Origin of the sequence: Kitasatospora purpeofusca, assembly GCF_000718025.1 — a bacterium.
Lineage (GTDB): Bacteria > Actinomycetota > Actinomycetes > Streptomycetales > Streptomycetaceae > Kitasatospora > Kitasatospora purpeofusca.
The window spans coordinates 87509-101238 of sequence record NZ_JODS01000032.1 but is presented as its reverse complement, the minus strand read 5'-3'; the positions used below and the strand labels follow the sequence as shown (position 1 = coordinate 101238).

The following is a 13730-nucleotide window of genomic DNA, read 5'->3' as shown; positions in this document are numbered from 1 at the left end:
GCGACCGCCCCGGGAACGACCGAAGGCCGCCACCCGAGGGTGACGGCCTTCCGTTCGTCTGTGGAGCTACGGGGAATTGAACCCCGGACCTCTTGCATGCCATGCAAGCGCTCTACCAACTGAGCTACAGCCCCGCGACACACAAAGTCTCCTGAGGGAACACTCCGGGTGCGGAGTGGAGCTACGGGGAATTGAACCCCGGACCTCTTGCATGCCATGCAAGCGCTCTACCAACTGAGCTACAGCCCCTCGTCGTCCGGATCTCCCGCTTCCCTTCCGGGCCGCGTTCCCTCCGTGCGAACGAGGAAAACTCTAACCGGTCGGACCCGGAACTGCGAAATCCGCCCTTCCCGGCCCCGCTCCGCACCCGTTCCGCGCCCTCACCGGGCACACCGCCGCGGACATCGCCCGGACACCGTCCCGACCGTGCCCGGGCACCACCCGGACACCGTCCGGACGGTGTCCGGACCGCTCAGGTGTCGTCGCCGATGACCGGCTGCGGCAGGGTGCCGGCGTTGTGCTCCAGCAGCCGCCAGCCCCGCGTGCCGAGGCCCAGCACGGACCAGCAGCAGTTCGAGAGCCCGCCGAAGCACTCCCACAGCTCCGGCTCCAGGCCGAGCATCCGCCCCAGCACGGTGCGGATGGTGCCGCCGTGGCTGACCACCACCAGGGTGCCGTTCTCGGGCAGCTTGCCGACCGCGTCGAGCACCACCGGCACCGCGCGGTCCGCGACCTCGGTGGCGAGCTCGCCGCCGCCGCGCCGGACGGGTTCGCCCTGCGACCAGGCCGCGAACTCCCCCGGGAAGCGCGCGCGGATCTCCGCGTTGGTCAGCCCCTGCCAGGAACCGGCATAGGTCTCGCGCAGGCCCTCGTGGTGCTGCACGTCCAGGCCGGTCACCTCGGCCAGCTCGTCGGCGGTGCGGCGGGCCCGCGAGAGGTCGGAGGAGACCAGCAGGTCCGGACGCAGGCCGGAGAGCATCCGGGCGGCGCGCCGCGCCTGCAGCACGCCCTCCTCGGTCAGCTCGATGTCCGTGGTGCCCTGGAAGCGCGATTCGAGGTTCCAGGAGGTCTGGCCGTGTCGCCAGAGGACGATGCGCGGACCTCGCGCCTCCCGGCTCAGCTGTAGTCCTCGGCGCCGAAGTCGTCCGCCGGGGCCTGCTCGGCCGGGGCCAGGGCGTTGCCGGCCGCGTCGGTGTGGGCGTCCGGGCGGTTGCGGGAGGCGATGGCGTCCTCCGGCAGCGGCAGCTCGGGGCAGTCCTTCCAGAGGCGGTCCAGCGAGTAGAAGGAGCGCTCCTCGGAGTGCTGGACGTGCACGACGATGTCGAGGTAGTCGAGCAGGACCCAGCGGCCCTCGCGCTCGCCCTCGCGGCGCACCGGCTTGATGTCCAGCTTCTCGCGCAGCTGGTCCTCGATCTCCTCGGCGATGGAACGGACCTGGCGGTCGTTGCTCGCGGAGGCGATCAGGAAGGCGTCGGTGATCGACAGCACCTCGCTGACGTCGAACGCGACGATGTTGTGGGCCAGCTTGTCGGCCGCCGCCTGGGCGGCGACGTTGATGAGTTCCTGGCTGTGCTCAGTGGCGGTCACGATGTACTTCCGGCTCGGCTGCTTGGGGTCGCCCGGCGCACGGGGCGCGGGGATCGCCTTCCAGGATCTCACGCCGCCCCGGCGGCCCCGGAACCGTTTTCCGGGACCGGCCGGGCCGGGGGCCGACGGGGCGCGGATCGCACAGGCGTGCGGGCGCCCCGTCCGGCGGCGGGGCTACGGGGCCTTCGGCGGCGCGTAGTCCTTGCCGAGCACCACGACCAGGTCGGCGTTCTGCGCGTCGGCGACCTTCTTCACCGCCGTCTCCGGCAGGTTGAGGCTGGTCGCCAGGGACTTCGCGGCGGCCTGCCGCGCGTCGTCGGTGTAGCGGATCTCACTGGCGGCCTGCGGCGCGGTCTTGGCCCCGCCGGGGACGAAGGTGAGGCCCGCGTTGACCACCTGGACCTGGGCGGCGGGCGCCGCCAGGTCGTTGCCGGAGGCGTCCTGGACGGAGACCCGGGCGGGCGCGTCGGTGCTGGTCGCGGACTTCACGGTGCCGCCGAGCACCTCCTTGACCTGCTTGCCGGCGGTGGCCTCGTCCAGCGAGCCGTCCGGCTTGACGGTCAGCGTGGCGGTGCCGAAGTGCCCGTCCTTCGACTGCTGGGCGAGCTGGGCGAGCACTCCGGCGAGCGCGTCCTCGGGCAGCGAGGGGTCGAGCACCGCGTTCATCCGGTGCACGTCGTCCTTGGCGTCCTTGAACACGACCGGCATCGTGCGCACCACCGCGTCCATCACCTGGCCGAAGCGGGCGAGCTGGACGTCGCGGCTCTCGCCGGCGTTCTGGAGGGTGGCGTAGCCGACCGCGGCCTTCCCGCCGAGCAGGGTGTTCTTGCCGGCGGCGGCGAGCACCTTGCCGTCGGGCCGGCCGCCCTCGTGGACCTCGGCGTCGGTGTCCACCCGGACGCCGCCGAGCTGGGTGACCAGCAGTTCCAGGTAGGGGGTGTCGAGCCGCCAGGTGCCGGCGACGGGGGCGCCGAGCACGGTGGTGAGGCCGTCCCGGGTGCCGGAGGCGCCGAGGGAGTCCATGGCCTGGCCGACGGTGGTGACCGGCGGGTCGCCGGGGCCGGGCAGCCGCAGGGTGTCCGGCAGGAGCAGCACGGTGCCCTTCTTGCCGGCGCTGTCGTTGACCAGCAGCGCGCTGGAGACCTTGCCCTGGAGGTCGCGCAGGTGGACGACGTTGACCTGGCGCGGTCCGGCGGCGGCGGTCGCGGAGTCGCCCTTGTCGCGGGTGAACCAGAGGTAGCCCCCGGCGCCGGCACCGGCGACCGCGGCCACCGCGACCAGGCCGATCAGCCGGTTGCGGAGCTTGCGGCGGCGCTCGGCGCGCACCTCGCTGCGGGACTCGGCGAACTTGAGCCAGTCGATGACGTCCTCGGACTCCGCCTCCTCCTCGTCGACGAAGGTGAACTCACCGGTGGCGTAGTTGTCCTCGGAGCCGCCGGCGGTCCTGGACCGGGTCGCGCGGGAGCCGCCGACCTGCTCGGACGGCGGTTCGGGGCGGGCGGGGGCGGTCGGCTCGGCGGCGGCGGGACGCGGCACCCGGCCGCGCGGGGTCGCCGGGGCGGCGGGCGCGGCCGGCTCCGGCTCGACGACGGCCGGCATCGGGGCGGTCGTGTACGCCTGCGCCGGGGACTGCGACTCGGCCCGCCCCTGGGACTGCGCCTGCGGCTGCGACTGCTGCTGCGCGGGTGCCTGCGGCTGCTCGTACGGCTGGTAGCCCTGCTGCTGGTACTGGTCCTGGTAGCCGTAGCCGCCCTGCTGCTGGTACCCGTGGGCAGGCTGCTGCCCGTACTGGCCGGGCTGCTCCAGCGGCTGTTCGTAGCCCTGCTCGTAGCCCTGGCCGTAACCCTGCTGGTAGCCCTGCTGCTGGTACTGGTCCTGGTAGCCGTACTGGCCCTGCCCGTAGGGCGCGGAGGGCACCGGCTGCCCGTACTGGTCGTACTGCTGGTGCTGCCCGGGCTGCTCGTACCGACCCGACGGGTCGTGCTGCCCGGACGACTCGTACTGCCCCGACGGCTCGTAGATCCCCGGCTGCTGCTCGTACTGGTCGTACTGCTGCTGCTCGTAGCCGCCCTGCTGCTGGTACGGCGGGTACTGCCCGGTCGACCAGTCGTCCGGCTGCCCGGGCTGCTGCCCCTGCGGTCCCCTGCGCTCGCTCATCCGTCGGCCCCTCCGGGATCAGGTCCGGTGCGGCGCGTAGAGCGCCCGCTTGTCGATGTAGCGGACCACGCCGTCCGGGACGAGGTACCAGACCGGCTCCCCCTTGGCGACCCGGTCGCGGCAGTCCGTGGAGGAGATGGCCAGCGCCGGGACCTCCACCAGGGAGACCCCGCCCACCGGAAGCCCGGCGTCGGTCAGAACGTGGCCCGGCCGGGTGCAGCCGATGAAGTGGGCGAGCGAGAAGAGCTCCTCGGAGTCGCGCCAGGAGAGGATCTGCGCGAGCGCGTCGGCTCCGGTGATGAAGAAGAGGTCGGCGTCCGGGTGCAGCGCCCGCAGGTCGCGCAGGGTGTCGACGGTGTAGGTCGGCCCCTCGCGGTCGATGTCGATCCGACTGACCGAGAACTGCGGGTTCTCCGCGGTGGCGATGACCGTCATCAGGTAGCGGTCCTCGGCCGGGGTGACCTCGCGGTCGCTCTTCTGCCAGGGCTGCCCGGTCGGGACGAAGATCACCTCGTCCAGGTGGAACGCGCTGGCGACCTCACTGGCCGCGACCAGGTGCCCGTGGTGGATCGGGTCGAAGGTGCCGCCCATGACGCCGAGACGACGCTTCGCCGGCGCCGGTACACCGGGACTCCCGGTCTGCTCTCCCATGGCGCCACACCTTACGCGACGCCCGTTACGGTGCGGGAACGGCCGGGTGCCGGGCGTCCCGGGGGCGGTTGCGCACCCCGGGCCACCCTCGGCCGGGCCACCGTCGTCCGGGTCAGCGGTCCCGGTTGAAGCGGGTGGTCACGAAGAGCAGCAGCAGAAGGACGAAGAACGCGGCGCCACCCGTCAGGTACGGGTTGAGGCTGTCGTGGTTGCCCCCCTCGCTCTCGTTGGCGAGAAGGTTCAGGACAGGGAGTGCGGCGGCAGTGCTCATGGTCGGCGGGACCTTCTCGGCTCGGATGACGGACAGGGGTGTCGTTCGGGCCGGTGAGGGCCCACCCGTCATCGTACGGGGGGTTACAAGGCAACCGCTCGGCGGCCCACCACGTCTGAACCGCCGTGAGCCCCGGTCGGGGACGCCCCGCCGCGGGACCGGTCAGTTGTTGCGGCCGGCCCGCAGCAGGATCCAGGCGAGCAGGCCGACGCCGACGAAGGAGGCGATCAGGATGATCCGCAGGAAGAGCCCGGGGCCGTTCTCACCGGAGATCGGGGCGGCCAGGCTGACAAGGGCGGCGGTGGACATCGGCGGGCTCCTCGGACTGCTCGGTGCCGCGGCCGGAGGTGGCCCGGCTTTCCCCGGGCATTCAGGGTAAACCGCCCTCACACCGGGGCCGCCCACCGCCCCCGAGGACACCGTCCGCGCCGCACCGACGGGCCCCGGACGGGCTCACGGACGGACTCCGGACGGGCTCCCCGAGCCGCCCCCGGACGGGCTCACGGCGACCCGTAGGGTGGCCGCGGGGACGAGTACGCAACCACGGACGTTGCACAGACAGTCGTTACAGGCGAAGGACCAGCGGGGGCCGGCCGGGGGTGCCGGGGCCGCCGTCGACAGGAGGTACTCACACCATGACCGACCCGATCGCGAAGACCCCGAGCCGGCGCCGTCAGCGCTTCCCGGAGATCTCCACCCGGGCCTGGGAGCACCCGGCGGACCGTTCCGCGCTCGTCGCGCTGCGCAAGCTCACCGGCTTCGACGACGTGCTGAAGAAGCTCGCCGGCCTGGTCTCCGAGCGCTCGATCCGGCTGATGTTCCTGGCCACCGCCGTGAAGACCTCCGAGCGGCAGTTCCCCGAGCTGTACGGCATGGTGCGCGACGCCGCCTACGTGCTCGACCTCGACAAGGTGCCGGACCTCTACGTCAGCCAGGACCCGACGGTCAACGCGTTCTGCATCGGCATCGACACGCCGGTGATCGTGGTCACCAGCGGCCTGGTCGAGCTGCTGGACGAGGAGGAGCTCCGCTCGGTGATCGGCCACGAGGTCGGTCACGCGATGTCCGGCCACGCGGTCTACCGGACGATGCTGATGATCCTCACCAACATCGCCGCCCGGATCGCCTGGGTGCCGCTCGGCAACCTGGCGATCATGGCGATCGTCACCGCGCTCAAGGAGTGGTTCCGCAAGGCCGAGCTCTCCAGCGACCGGGCCGGCCTGCTCGCCGGGCAGGACCTCCAGGCCTCGATGCGGGCGCTGATGAAGCTGGCCGGCGGCCACAACCTGGCCGAGATGAACGTGGACGCCTTCCTGGAGCAGGCCGAGGAGTACGAGAAGGCCGGCGACCTGCGCGACGGCGTGCTCAAGCTGCTGCAGGTGCTGCCGCAGAGCCACCCGTTCGCGGTGGTCCGGGTCGCCCAGCTGAAGAAGTGGGCCGAGAGCGAGGACTACCGCTCCATCCTGGCCGGCGCCTACCCGCGCCGCACCGACGACCCGAACACCTCGGTCGGCGACCAGTGGCGGGCGGCGGCCGACCACTACACGACCTCGGTGAAGGAGAGCAAGGACCCGCTGATGGGCCTGATCCGCGATGTCGCGGGCGGCGCGGCGACGGTCGGCGGCAAGCTCCGCGACACCTTCACCGGGGCCCGCGCCGGCGGCAACGGCTCCGGCAACGGCAGCAGCAACAACGGAAACGGCAGCGGCGGCAGCGACGGCGGCTCCGGGACGAACTGAGCCCGGCCCCGCCCCCGCGGCGAGCCCCGGCGGCCCCCGGTCACCCCGACCGGGGGCCGCCGGGGGTTCCGCCCCTCGACCGGGGGTTCCGCCCCATCGACGAGGGGTTCCGCCCCCTCGACGACCACCCGTCCGGCCGGGGGCCGAGACGGTCAGCTCCCCGCCAGCACCCCGCACACCTGCCAGGCCGGCCGGGCGTGGTTGCCCGGGTCCACCGCCGACGGCCCGCTGGGCGGCGCGGCGGGATCCGCCCCGGCCAGCACCGGCTGCACCACCCCGGCCAGCGAGCCGTCGCACGGCGTCGGCCCGGCCTGCAGCACCGAGTCGACCAGCCGCAGCTGCGCCGCCGCCAGGTCGATCCGGTCGAACTCGAAGGTCAGCTGCCGCCGCACGGTCTCCAGGGTGACCGGCGCCCCGGCGGGTGCCCCGGCGGCCTTCAGCGCGTAGACGAAGGTGTGGTCGGTGGTGATCCGCAGGGTGCCGCTGTCCGCCTCGTCGATCCGCATCGCCCCGGCCACCTTCACGGTGTCGGCGGCCAGCGCGACCTGCGCCGGGTCGAAGCGGACCAGCCAGCCGGTCAGCGCGTGGTGCCGGTCGTCGGTCGGCTGGAGCACGCTCGCGTCGAACTGGGCCTGCTCACCGGGCGTGACGAAGGCCCGCACCTCCGCGGTCGCCCCCTGCACCAGCACGGCGGGCGACAGCGAGGAGGCCACCAGGTAGCGCTGCACGGTGTCGAGGGCCTTGGTCACCTCGACCCGGGAGAAGTGGCCGCTGGCCGCCCCGGCGGGCGTGCCCAGCCCGACCGCGCCGTCGCTGTAGCCCGGTGGCAGGGTCGTGAAGGGGTTCGCCGGGTCGGCCGCCGGCCGGACCGACGAGGCCGGGCTCAGCGCCACCAGGCTCACGGTGAGCTGGCTGCCCTGGGGCCGGGCGGTGGGCCGGGTCGGCGAGGTGACACCGAAGTACACGGCGGCGCCGAACGCCAGCAGGATCACCAGCAGCAGGGCCAGCGCCTGCCGGGGCACGCTGCCCAGCGGTCCCAGCCGGACCTTGGGCCGGGTGGCGCGGGCGAAGGAGCCGGAGAGCCGCTCGCGCGCGGACAGCTCCTGGATCCGGGCAGCCCGGACGAACGATTCGTCGAACACGACGGACCGGTACTCGTCCTCGTTCCCCGAACCACCGTCGGGCGCACCCTCCGGAGGCTCGCGCGGGTCACCCATGACACCAGGGTAAGGCGCATCGCGGCTCCGCCACGAGGGGCCTGCGGCAGATCACCGGAAGCTCTCCGTGACCGGTGGCAGCCGCCCCGGGGCGCGCCGGACCGGCCCGCCCGCCGGGCAGTGGCTCAGCCCGCCGGACCGGTGACCACCAGCGACGGTTCGGCCGGCGGCGGCGCCGGGTCGACCCCGGCGCTGCTGCTGCCGGACTCGGGCCGTTGCGGTGTACCGCCGGCCCCGCCCACGCCCTGGTAGACCGCCGCGACGGCCACCGCGACCAGGCTCACGCCCATGATCACGGCGAGCACCCAGGCCACCGGCCGGTGCCAGCGCTGCTGGGCGACGTACCGGCCGCGGCCGGCGCCGATCGGGTCGAATCCGCCCGGGCGCCAGCGCCGCGAACGCCGTCCGGTGGCCCGGCCGGGGCCGGACCACGGATCGGGATAGAGGTGGTCGTCGTCGAGCCGGCTCGGGTACGGGCGCAGCTCCAGTGGCAGTCCGTCCACGGCGGGGGGTTCGAAGCCCCAGCCGGGTCCGGCCGCGTCCGGCTCGAGACGGGCCTCGGCGGCGGCGAGCTGCCGCTCCTTGGCCGTCGGCTCGTGCACGGCGGCGGACCGGACGAACGCCTCGTCGAAGACCACGGTGGCGAACTCGTCGTCCGCACCACCGTGGTCGGCACCGTCGGGGTACGGCAAGCCCCCCACATCGTCAGCCACGGATTCAGCGTATTACCGGGCGGGCGATTTGTCTGGGGCTCGGACCAGTTGGTCCGTCGCCCGTGTGACGGCGGGCTCGCCGGGCCCCGGGCGGGGCGGGTTCAGCCGGCGTCGGCGGCGCCGCCCACGGTCTGCGTCGCCTCGCCCCGGACATGGCCGTCACCAGTGACGATGTACTTGGTGCTGGTCAGCTCGGGCAGGCCCATCGGGCCCCGGGCGTGCAGCTTCTGGGTGGAGATGCCGATCTCGGCGCCGAAGCCGAACTCACCGCCGTCGGTGAACCGGGTCGAGGCGTTGACAGCGACCGTGGTCGAGTCGACGAGCTTGGTGAAGCGGCGGGCGGCGGTCTGCGAACGGGTGACGATGGCCTCGGTGTGGCCGGAGGTCCAGCGGCGGATGTGCGCGACGGCGGCGTCCAGCGAGGGGACGACGGCGGCCGCGATGTCGTACGACAGGTACTCGGCCTCCCAGTCCTCGTCGGTGGCGGGCAGCACGGTGGCGCCGGTGCCCTCCGCGGCCTTGAGCACCGCCTCGTCGCCGTGCACGGTGACCCCGGCCCCGGCGAGCGCGGCGAGCGCGAGCGGCAGGAAGGCGTCGGCGATGTCCTGGTGGACGAGCAGGGTCTCGGCCGAGTTGCAGACGCTGACCCGCTGGGCCTTGGAGTTGAGCAGGATGCCGACGGCCATCGCGAGGTCGGCCTCGGCGTCCACGTAGACGTGGCAGTTGCCGGTGCCGGTCTCGATGACGGGGACGGTGGAGCCCTCGACGACGGTGCGGATCAGCGAGGCGCCGCCGCGCGGGATGAGCACGTCGACCAGGCCGCGGGCGCGCATCAGCTCCTGCACGGAGTCCCGGCTCTCGCCGGGGACGAGCTGGATCGCGTCGGCCGGCAGCCCGGCCCCGGCGACGGCGTCGCGCAGCACGGCGACCAGGGCGCTGTTGGAGCGGTAGGCGGAGGCCGAGCCGCGCAGCAGCACGGCGTTGCCGGACTTCAGGCAGAGCGCGGCGGCGTCGGCGGTGACGTTGGGTCGGGCCTCGTAGATGATGCCGACCACGCCGAGCGGCACCCGGACCTGACGGACGTCCAGGCCGTTGGGCAGGGTGTAGCCGCGGACGACCTCGCCGACCGGGTCGGGCAGGCCGGCCACGTCGCGGACGTCGGAGGCGATGGCGGCGATCCGCTCCTCGGTGAGGGTGAGCCGGTCGATCACCGACTCGGGGGTGCCGGCCGCGCGGGCCCGGTCGACGTCCTCGGCGTTGGCGGCGGTGATCTCGGCGGCGCGGGCGACCAGGGCGTCGGCGATCGCCCGCAGCGCGGCGTCCTTCGCGGCGCGCGGCACTGGGGCGAGCGCGGCGGCGGCCTCCCGGGCTCGGCGCGCTACGGCGAGGACGGGGCTGTCGGCGGAGGCGGGGACGCTGCTCATGCGCCCCAGGGTAGTGGAGGCCGTCGCCGCTCCCCCGCCCCATTTCGCCCGGTGAGACGCCGTGCCCCGGCCCCGCGGCGCCCCGGCCGGGACCCGCGGTCCCTCAGTAGGGGTGGACGCCGCCCAGCTGCGGGGGCGGGCCGGCGAAGCCCTCGGCGACCCGCTTGTGATAGGTCGCCCGGTCGACCACCTCCAGGCCGACGATCTCCCACGGCGGCAGCTTGGCGGTGGCCTTGTGCTCGCCCCACAGCCGCAGTGCGATCGCCGCCGCGTCGTGCAGGTCCCGGGCCTGCTCCCAGTAGCGGATCTCGGCGTGGTCGGCGGCGTAGCGGGCGGTCAGGAAGAACGAGTGGTCGTGCGCCAGCCGCTCCAGCCCGGCCCGCAGCTCGGTCAGCGGGGTGACCGGTCCGGCCACGCTGAGCACCACGTGCCAGAGCCGGGCCTGGTCGGGCGCGGCGGGCGGTTCGGTCGCGGTGTGCCGCTCCGTCGGGAGCCGGCGCACCGTGCCGGGACCCTCCGGCGGACCGGACGGTCCGGCGGGGCCCTCGTCCCCGCCGCCGTCGATGCTGGTCAGCCGTCGGCCCGCGGTTCCTCCGGTCAGCGCTGCCTCGCGCCTGCGTTCCACCGGCGGCCTCCTGTTCGGCGATGTCGTGTCGTCGTGCCCGCCGGCCCCGGCCGACGCGGGTCCGACCGCGCCCCTCCTCGCCCGTGGCCGGGCGTGCTCCCCGCACGGAGCAGCCCCTGTCCCCGGCGGTCCGACGGCGGGTCAGCCGCGCAGGACGACCAGGTCGTCGCGGTGGACGACCTCCCGCTCGTAGGCGGCGCCGAACTCCTGGGCCAGGTCCCGGGTGGACCGGCCGAGCAGGCGGGGCAACTCCCTCGCATCAAAGTTGACCAGTCCGCGCGCCACGATGTTGCCGTTTTCGGCAAGAAGGTCCACCGGATCGCCCGCGGCGAACTCGCCGTCGACCTTGGTGACCCCGGCGGGCAGCAGCGAGGCGCCGCCGGAGACCACGGCCGCGACGGCCCCGGCGTCCAGGTGCAGGGTGCCGCGCGGGCTGCTGGCGTGGGCGAGCCAGAGCATCCGGTCGGAGGAGCGGCTGCCGGTGCGCAGGAACAGGGTGCCGGTGGGGCGGCCGGCGAGCGCGTCGGCGGCGTGGCTGGCGGCGGTGAGGACGACCGGGATGCCGGCGCCGGTGGCGATCCGGGCGGCCTCGACCTTGGTGACCATGCCGCCGGTGCCGACGCCCGCCTTGCCGGCGCTGCCGATCTCCACGCCGTCGAGGTCGTGCGGGCCGGTGACCCGGGCGATCCGGCTGCTGCCGGGGCGGCTGGGGTCGCCGTCGTAGAGGCCGTCGACGTCGGAGAGCAGCACCAGCAGGTCGGCGCGGACGAGGTGGGCGACCAGCGCGGCCAGCCGGTCGTTGTCGCCGAACTTGATTTCGGCGGTGGCGACGGTGTCGTTCTCGTTGACGACCGGCATCGCGCCCATCGCCAGCAGCTGGTCCAGGGTGCGGTAGGCGTTGCGGTAGTGGGCGCGCCGGCTGGCGTCCTCGGCGGTGAGCAGGACCTGGCCGACGCGCAGCCCGTAGCGGGCGAAGGAGGCGGTGTAGCGGGCGATCAGCAGGCCCTGGCCGACGCTGGCGGCGGCCTGCTGGCGGGCGAGGTCCTTGGGCCGTCGCTCCAGGCCGAGCGGGGCGAGGCCGGCGGCGATGGCGCCGGAGGAGACCAGCACCACCTCGGGGGCGTCGGGGCGGGTGCGGACCTTGGCGAGCGCGTCGACGAGGGCGTCCACCCGGTCGGCGTCGATGCCGCCGGCGGCGGTGGTGAGTGAGGAGGAGCCGACCTTGACGACGATGCGCCGGGCGGTCAGCACCTCCGCCCGCAGTTCGTCCTCGCTCATCTCGGGTCCCGCCCTTCCGGTGTGGTGCGCTGGCGGCGGGCCCGGCCCGGCCGTTTCCCCCGCAATCTACGCGATCGGGCCGACCGGCCCGCACCGTGTTCCAGCCGCCGGACGGAGCGCGGACGGCGCACGGGACGGGGCCGCTCCGCCCGGCGCGCCGTCAACGCGCGAGCCCCCGCCGCCCGTTGACGGGGCGGCGGGGGCTCGCTTGGCTCGCGGCGGGGACTCAGCTGTCCTCGTCGTCGCCCTCGATGGAGGCCTGGCGGCCGCTGGAGAGCGCCTCGAAGGCGAGGTACTCGGCCTCGGCGGCGTCCCGGCCCTTCTGCTTCTCGCGCCGGCGGTCGACGGCCGGACGCTGGGTCTCCATGCGGTGGTCCTCGCCGCGGCGGCCGAGCATCTCGGCGCCGGCGGCCATGGTCGGCTCCCAGTCGAAGACGACGGCGTTCTCCTCCGCGCCGATGATGACGGTGTCACCCTCGTGCGCGCCGACCTTCCACAGCTTGTCCTCGACGCCGAGGCGGGCCAGCCGGTCGGCGAGGTAGCCGACGGCCTCGTCGTTGGAGAAGTCGGTCTGGCGGACCCAGCGCTCCGGCTTGACGCCGCGGATGCGGAAGGCGCCGTCCTCCTCGGTGATGGTGAAGCCCTCGTCGTCGACGGCCGTGGGCCGCAGCACGATCCGGGTGGACTCCTCCAGCGGCTTGGCCGCGCGGGCCTCGCCGACGATCTGCGCCATGGCGAAGCTGAGCTCGCGCAGGCCCTTGCGGGAGGCGGCCGACACCTCGAAGACCCGGTAGCCGCGCTCCTCCAGGGAGGCGCGGGTCAGGTCGGCGATGTCCTGGCCGTCCGGCACGTCGATCTTGTTGAGGGCGACCAGTCGCGGGCGGTCCTCGAGGCCGCCGTACTCGGCGAGCTCGGCCTCGATGGTCTCCAGGTCGGTCAGCGGGTCGCGACCGGGCTCCAGGGTGGCGCAGTCCAGCACGTGGACGAGGACGGAGCAGCGCTCGACGTGGCGCAGGAACTCCAGGCCCAGGCCGCGGCCCTGGCTGGCGCCGGGGATGAGCCCGGGGACGTCGGCGATGGTGTAGACGGTGTCGCCGGCGGTGACCACGCCGAGGTTGGGGATCAGGGTGGTGAAGGGGTAGTCGGCGATCTTCGGCTTCGCGGCGGAGAGCACGGAGATCAGCGAGGACTTGCCGGCGCTCGGGTAGCCGACCAGGGCGACGTCGGCGACGGACTTGAGCTCCATGACGATGTCACGGGCCTCGCCGGGCTCGCCGAGCAGCGCGAAGCCGGGCGCCTTGCGGCGGGCGGAGGAGAGCGCGGCGTTGCCGAGGCCGCCGCGGCCGCCCTGGGCGGCGACGAAGCTGGTGCCGTGGCCGACCAGGTCGGCGAGCACGTTGCCCGCCCGGTCCAGGACGACGGTGCCGTCCGGGACGAGGAGGACGAGGTCCTGGCCGAGGGCGCCGGTGCGGTTGCCGCCGGCTCCGGGCTTGCCGTTGGTGGCCTTGCGCTTGGGCGAGTGGTGGTATTCGAGCAGGGTGGTGACCTGCGCGTCCACGGTGAGGGTGACACTGCCGCCGTCCCCGCCGTTACCGCCGTCCGGGCCGCCGAGCGGCTTGAACTTCTCGCGGTGCACGGAGGCGCAGCCGTGGCCCCCGTTGCCCGCGGCGACATGAAGTTCGACGCGGTCCACGAAGGTGGTCATGGTTGTGCCTCCAGTGCGAAGAAGTCAGTGTTCTACCTACGTAAAGCATGAAGGGTGGACCGGAACATTCCGGCCCACCCTTCATTGTGAGTCTGGTGTGACTCAGGCCTCGACGGCCACGATGTTGACGACCTTGCGGCCGCGGCGGGTGCCGAACTGCACAGCACCGGCGGTCAGCGCGAACAGGGTGTCGTCGCCACCGCGGCCGACACCGGCACCCGGGTGGAAGTGGGTGCCGCGCTGGCGGACGATGATCTCGCCGGCGGAGACGACCTGGCCGCCGAAGCGCTTCACGCCGAGGCGCTGGGCGTTCGAGTCACGGCCGTTACGAGTAGAGCTTGCGCCCTTCTTGTGTGCCATTTT

Annotated in this window: 14 protein-coding genes and 2 tRNA genes; 1 reads left to right on the top strand and 15 read right to left on the bottom strand. The window is 73.9% G+C overall.

What is annotated here, in order from left to right; genetic code table 11:
• Positions 1 to 61: 61 nt before the first annotated feature.
• From IF01_RS0133860 to IF01_RS49105, 8 genes are all read right to left on the bottom strand, one after another.
• Positions 62 to 134 (bottom strand) — tRNA-Ala (locus IF01_RS0133860).
• A 42-nt stretch (positions 135 to 176) separates the two neighbouring features.
• Positions 177 to 249 (bottom strand) — tRNA-Ala (locus IF01_RS0133855).
• A gap of 223 nt (positions 250 to 472) precedes the next feature.
• Positions 473 to 1120 carry a histidine phosphatase family protein gene (locus IF01_RS0133850; protein WP_030397437.1) on the bottom strand — a complete coding sequence of 216 codons (648 nt, stop codon included), beginning with the start codon at positions 1118 to 1120 and terminating at the stop codon, positions 473 to 475.
• Entirely contained in the window at positions 1117 to 1587 is a 471-nt protein-coding gene (gene rsfS, locus IF01_RS0133845; protein ID WP_030397436.1) for a ribosome silencing factor, read from the bottom strand. Before rsfS ends, IF01_RS0133850 begins: the two co-directional genes overlap by 4 nt.
• Before the next feature lie 174 nt (positions 1588 to 1761).
• Complete coding sequence (locus tag IF01_RS42740; RefSeq protein ID WP_051756739.1) at positions 1762 to 3744, bottom strand: LCP family protein; 1983 nt, start codon at positions 3742 to 3744, stop codon at positions 1762 to 1764.
• Positions 3745 to 3762: 18 nt separating this feature from the next.
• Entirely contained in the window at positions 3763 to 4395 is a 633-nt protein-coding gene (nadD, locus tag IF01_RS0133830) for a nicotinate-nucleotide adenylyltransferase (protein WP_030397433.1), read from the bottom strand.
• Positions 4396 to 4507: 112 nt separating this feature from the next.
• On the bottom strand, positions 4508 to 4666 hold the full coding sequence (locus IF01_RS49110; RefSeq protein ID WP_167349791.1) for a hypothetical protein: 159 nt from the start codon (positions 4664 to 4666) through the stop codon (positions 4508 to 4510).
• 162 nt (positions 4667 to 4828) lie between these two features.
• A complete protein-coding gene (locus IF01_RS49105; RefSeq protein WP_167349790.1) occupies positions 4829 to 4975 on the bottom strand; it encodes a hypothetical protein in 147 nt (48 codons plus the stop codon).
• Positions 4976 to 5301: 326 nt separating this feature from the next.
• Here IF01_RS49105 and IF01_RS0133815 point away from each other — a divergent pair, with 326 nt between their 5' ends.
• Positions 5302 to 6405 (top strand): M48 family metallopeptidase, encoded by a 1104-nt coding sequence (locus IF01_RS0133815; protein ID WP_030397432.1) that lies wholly within the window; start codon positions 5302 to 5304, stop codon positions 6403 to 6405.
• 152 nt (positions 6406 to 6557) lie between these two features.
• On the opposite strand, the gene IF01_RS0133810 is transcribed toward IF01_RS0133815, so the two are convergent.
• From IF01_RS0133810 to rpmA, 7 genes are all read right to left on the bottom strand, one after another.
• Positions 6558 to 7622 carry an SCO2583 family membrane protein gene (locus tag IF01_RS0133810; protein ID WP_030397431.1) on the bottom strand — a complete coding sequence of 355 codons (1065 nt, stop codon included), beginning with the start codon at positions 7620 to 7622 and terminating at the stop codon, positions 6558 to 6560.
• Between the two features lie 125 nt (positions 7623 to 7747).
• Positions 7748 to 8335: an SCO2584 family spore wall biosynthesis protein gene (locus tag IF01_RS0133805; protein ID WP_063764367.1), complete on the bottom strand. Its 588-nt coding sequence runs from the start codon at positions 8333 to 8335 to the stop codon at positions 7748 to 7750.
• Between the two features lie 101 nt (positions 8336 to 8436).
• Positions 8437 to 9759: a glutamate-5-semialdehyde dehydrogenase gene (locus tag IF01_RS0133800; protein WP_030397429.1), complete on the bottom strand. Its 1323-nt coding sequence runs from the start codon at positions 9757 to 9759 to the stop codon at positions 8437 to 8439.
• 103 nt (positions 9760 to 9862) lie between these two features.
• Positions 9863 to 10384, bottom strand: a complete 522-nt coding sequence (locus IF01_RS0133795) for a DUF8830 family protein (protein WP_030397428.1) — start codon at positions 10382 to 10384, stop codon at positions 9863 to 9865.
• Positions 10385 to 10525: 141 nt separating this feature from the next.
• The gene (proB, locus tag IF01_RS0133790) at positions 10526 to 11662 is read right to left on the bottom strand and encodes a glutamate 5-kinase (protein ID WP_051741438.1); all 1137 of its coding nucleotides are present in this window, start codon (positions 11660 to 11662) and stop codon (positions 10526 to 10528) included.
• Between the two features lie 226 nt (positions 11663 to 11888).
• Positions 11889 to 13367: a GTPase ObgE gene (gene obgE, locus IF01_RS0133785; RefSeq protein ID WP_030397426.1), complete on the bottom strand. Its 1479-nt coding sequence runs from the start codon at positions 13365 to 13367 to the stop codon at positions 11889 to 11891.
• Between the two features lie 102 nt (positions 13368 to 13469).
• Positions 13470 to 13727 (bottom strand): 50S ribosomal protein L27, encoded by a 258-nt coding sequence (gene rpmA / locus IF01_RS0133780; RefSeq protein WP_030397425.1) that lies wholly within the window; start codon positions 13725 to 13727, stop codon positions 13470 to 13472.
• Between the last annotated feature and the right edge of the window lie 3 nt (positions 13728 to 13730).

Bases quoted from the DNA above. Each gene is read 5' to 3' on its own strand.
- IF01_RS42740 (WP_051756739.1), bottom strand. From the start codon at position 3,744: ATGAGCGAGCGCAGGGGACCGCAGGGGCAGCAGCCCGGGCAGCCGGAC.
- nadD (WP_030397433.1), bottom strand. From the start codon at position 4,395: ATGGGAGAGCAGACCGGGAGTCCCGGTGTACCGGCGCCGGCGAAGCGT.
- IF01_RS49110 (WP_167349791.1), bottom strand. From the start codon at position 4,666: ATGAGCACTGCCGCCGCACTCCCTGTCCTGAACCTTCTCGCCAACGAG.
- IF01_RS49105 (WP_167349790.1), bottom strand. From the start codon at position 4,975: ATGTCCACCGCCGCCCTTGTCAGCCTGGCCGCCCCGATCTCCGGTGAG.
- IF01_RS0133815 (WP_030397432.1), top strand. From the start codon at position 5,302: ATGACCGACCCGATCGCGAAGACCCCGAGCCGGCGCCGTCAGCGCTTC.
- IF01_RS0133810 (WP_030397431.1), bottom strand. From the start codon at position 7,622: ATGGGTGACCCGCGCGAGCCTCCGGAGGGTGCGCCCGACGGTGGTTCG.
- IF01_RS0133800 (WP_030397429.1), bottom strand. From the start codon at position 9,759: ATGAGCAGCGTCCCCGCCTCCGCCGACAGCCCCGTCCTCGCCGTAGCG.
- proB (WP_051741438.1), bottom strand. From the start codon at position 11,662: ATGAGCGAGGACGAACTGCGGGCGGAGGTGCTGACCGCCCGGCGCATC.
- obgE (WP_030397426.1), bottom strand. From the start codon at position 13,367: ATGACCACCTTCGTGGACCGCGTCGAACTTCATGTCGCCGCGGGCAAC.
- rpmA (WP_030397425.1), bottom strand. From the start codon at position 13,727: ATGGCACACAAGAAGGGCGCAAGCTCTACTCGTAACGGCCGTGACTCG.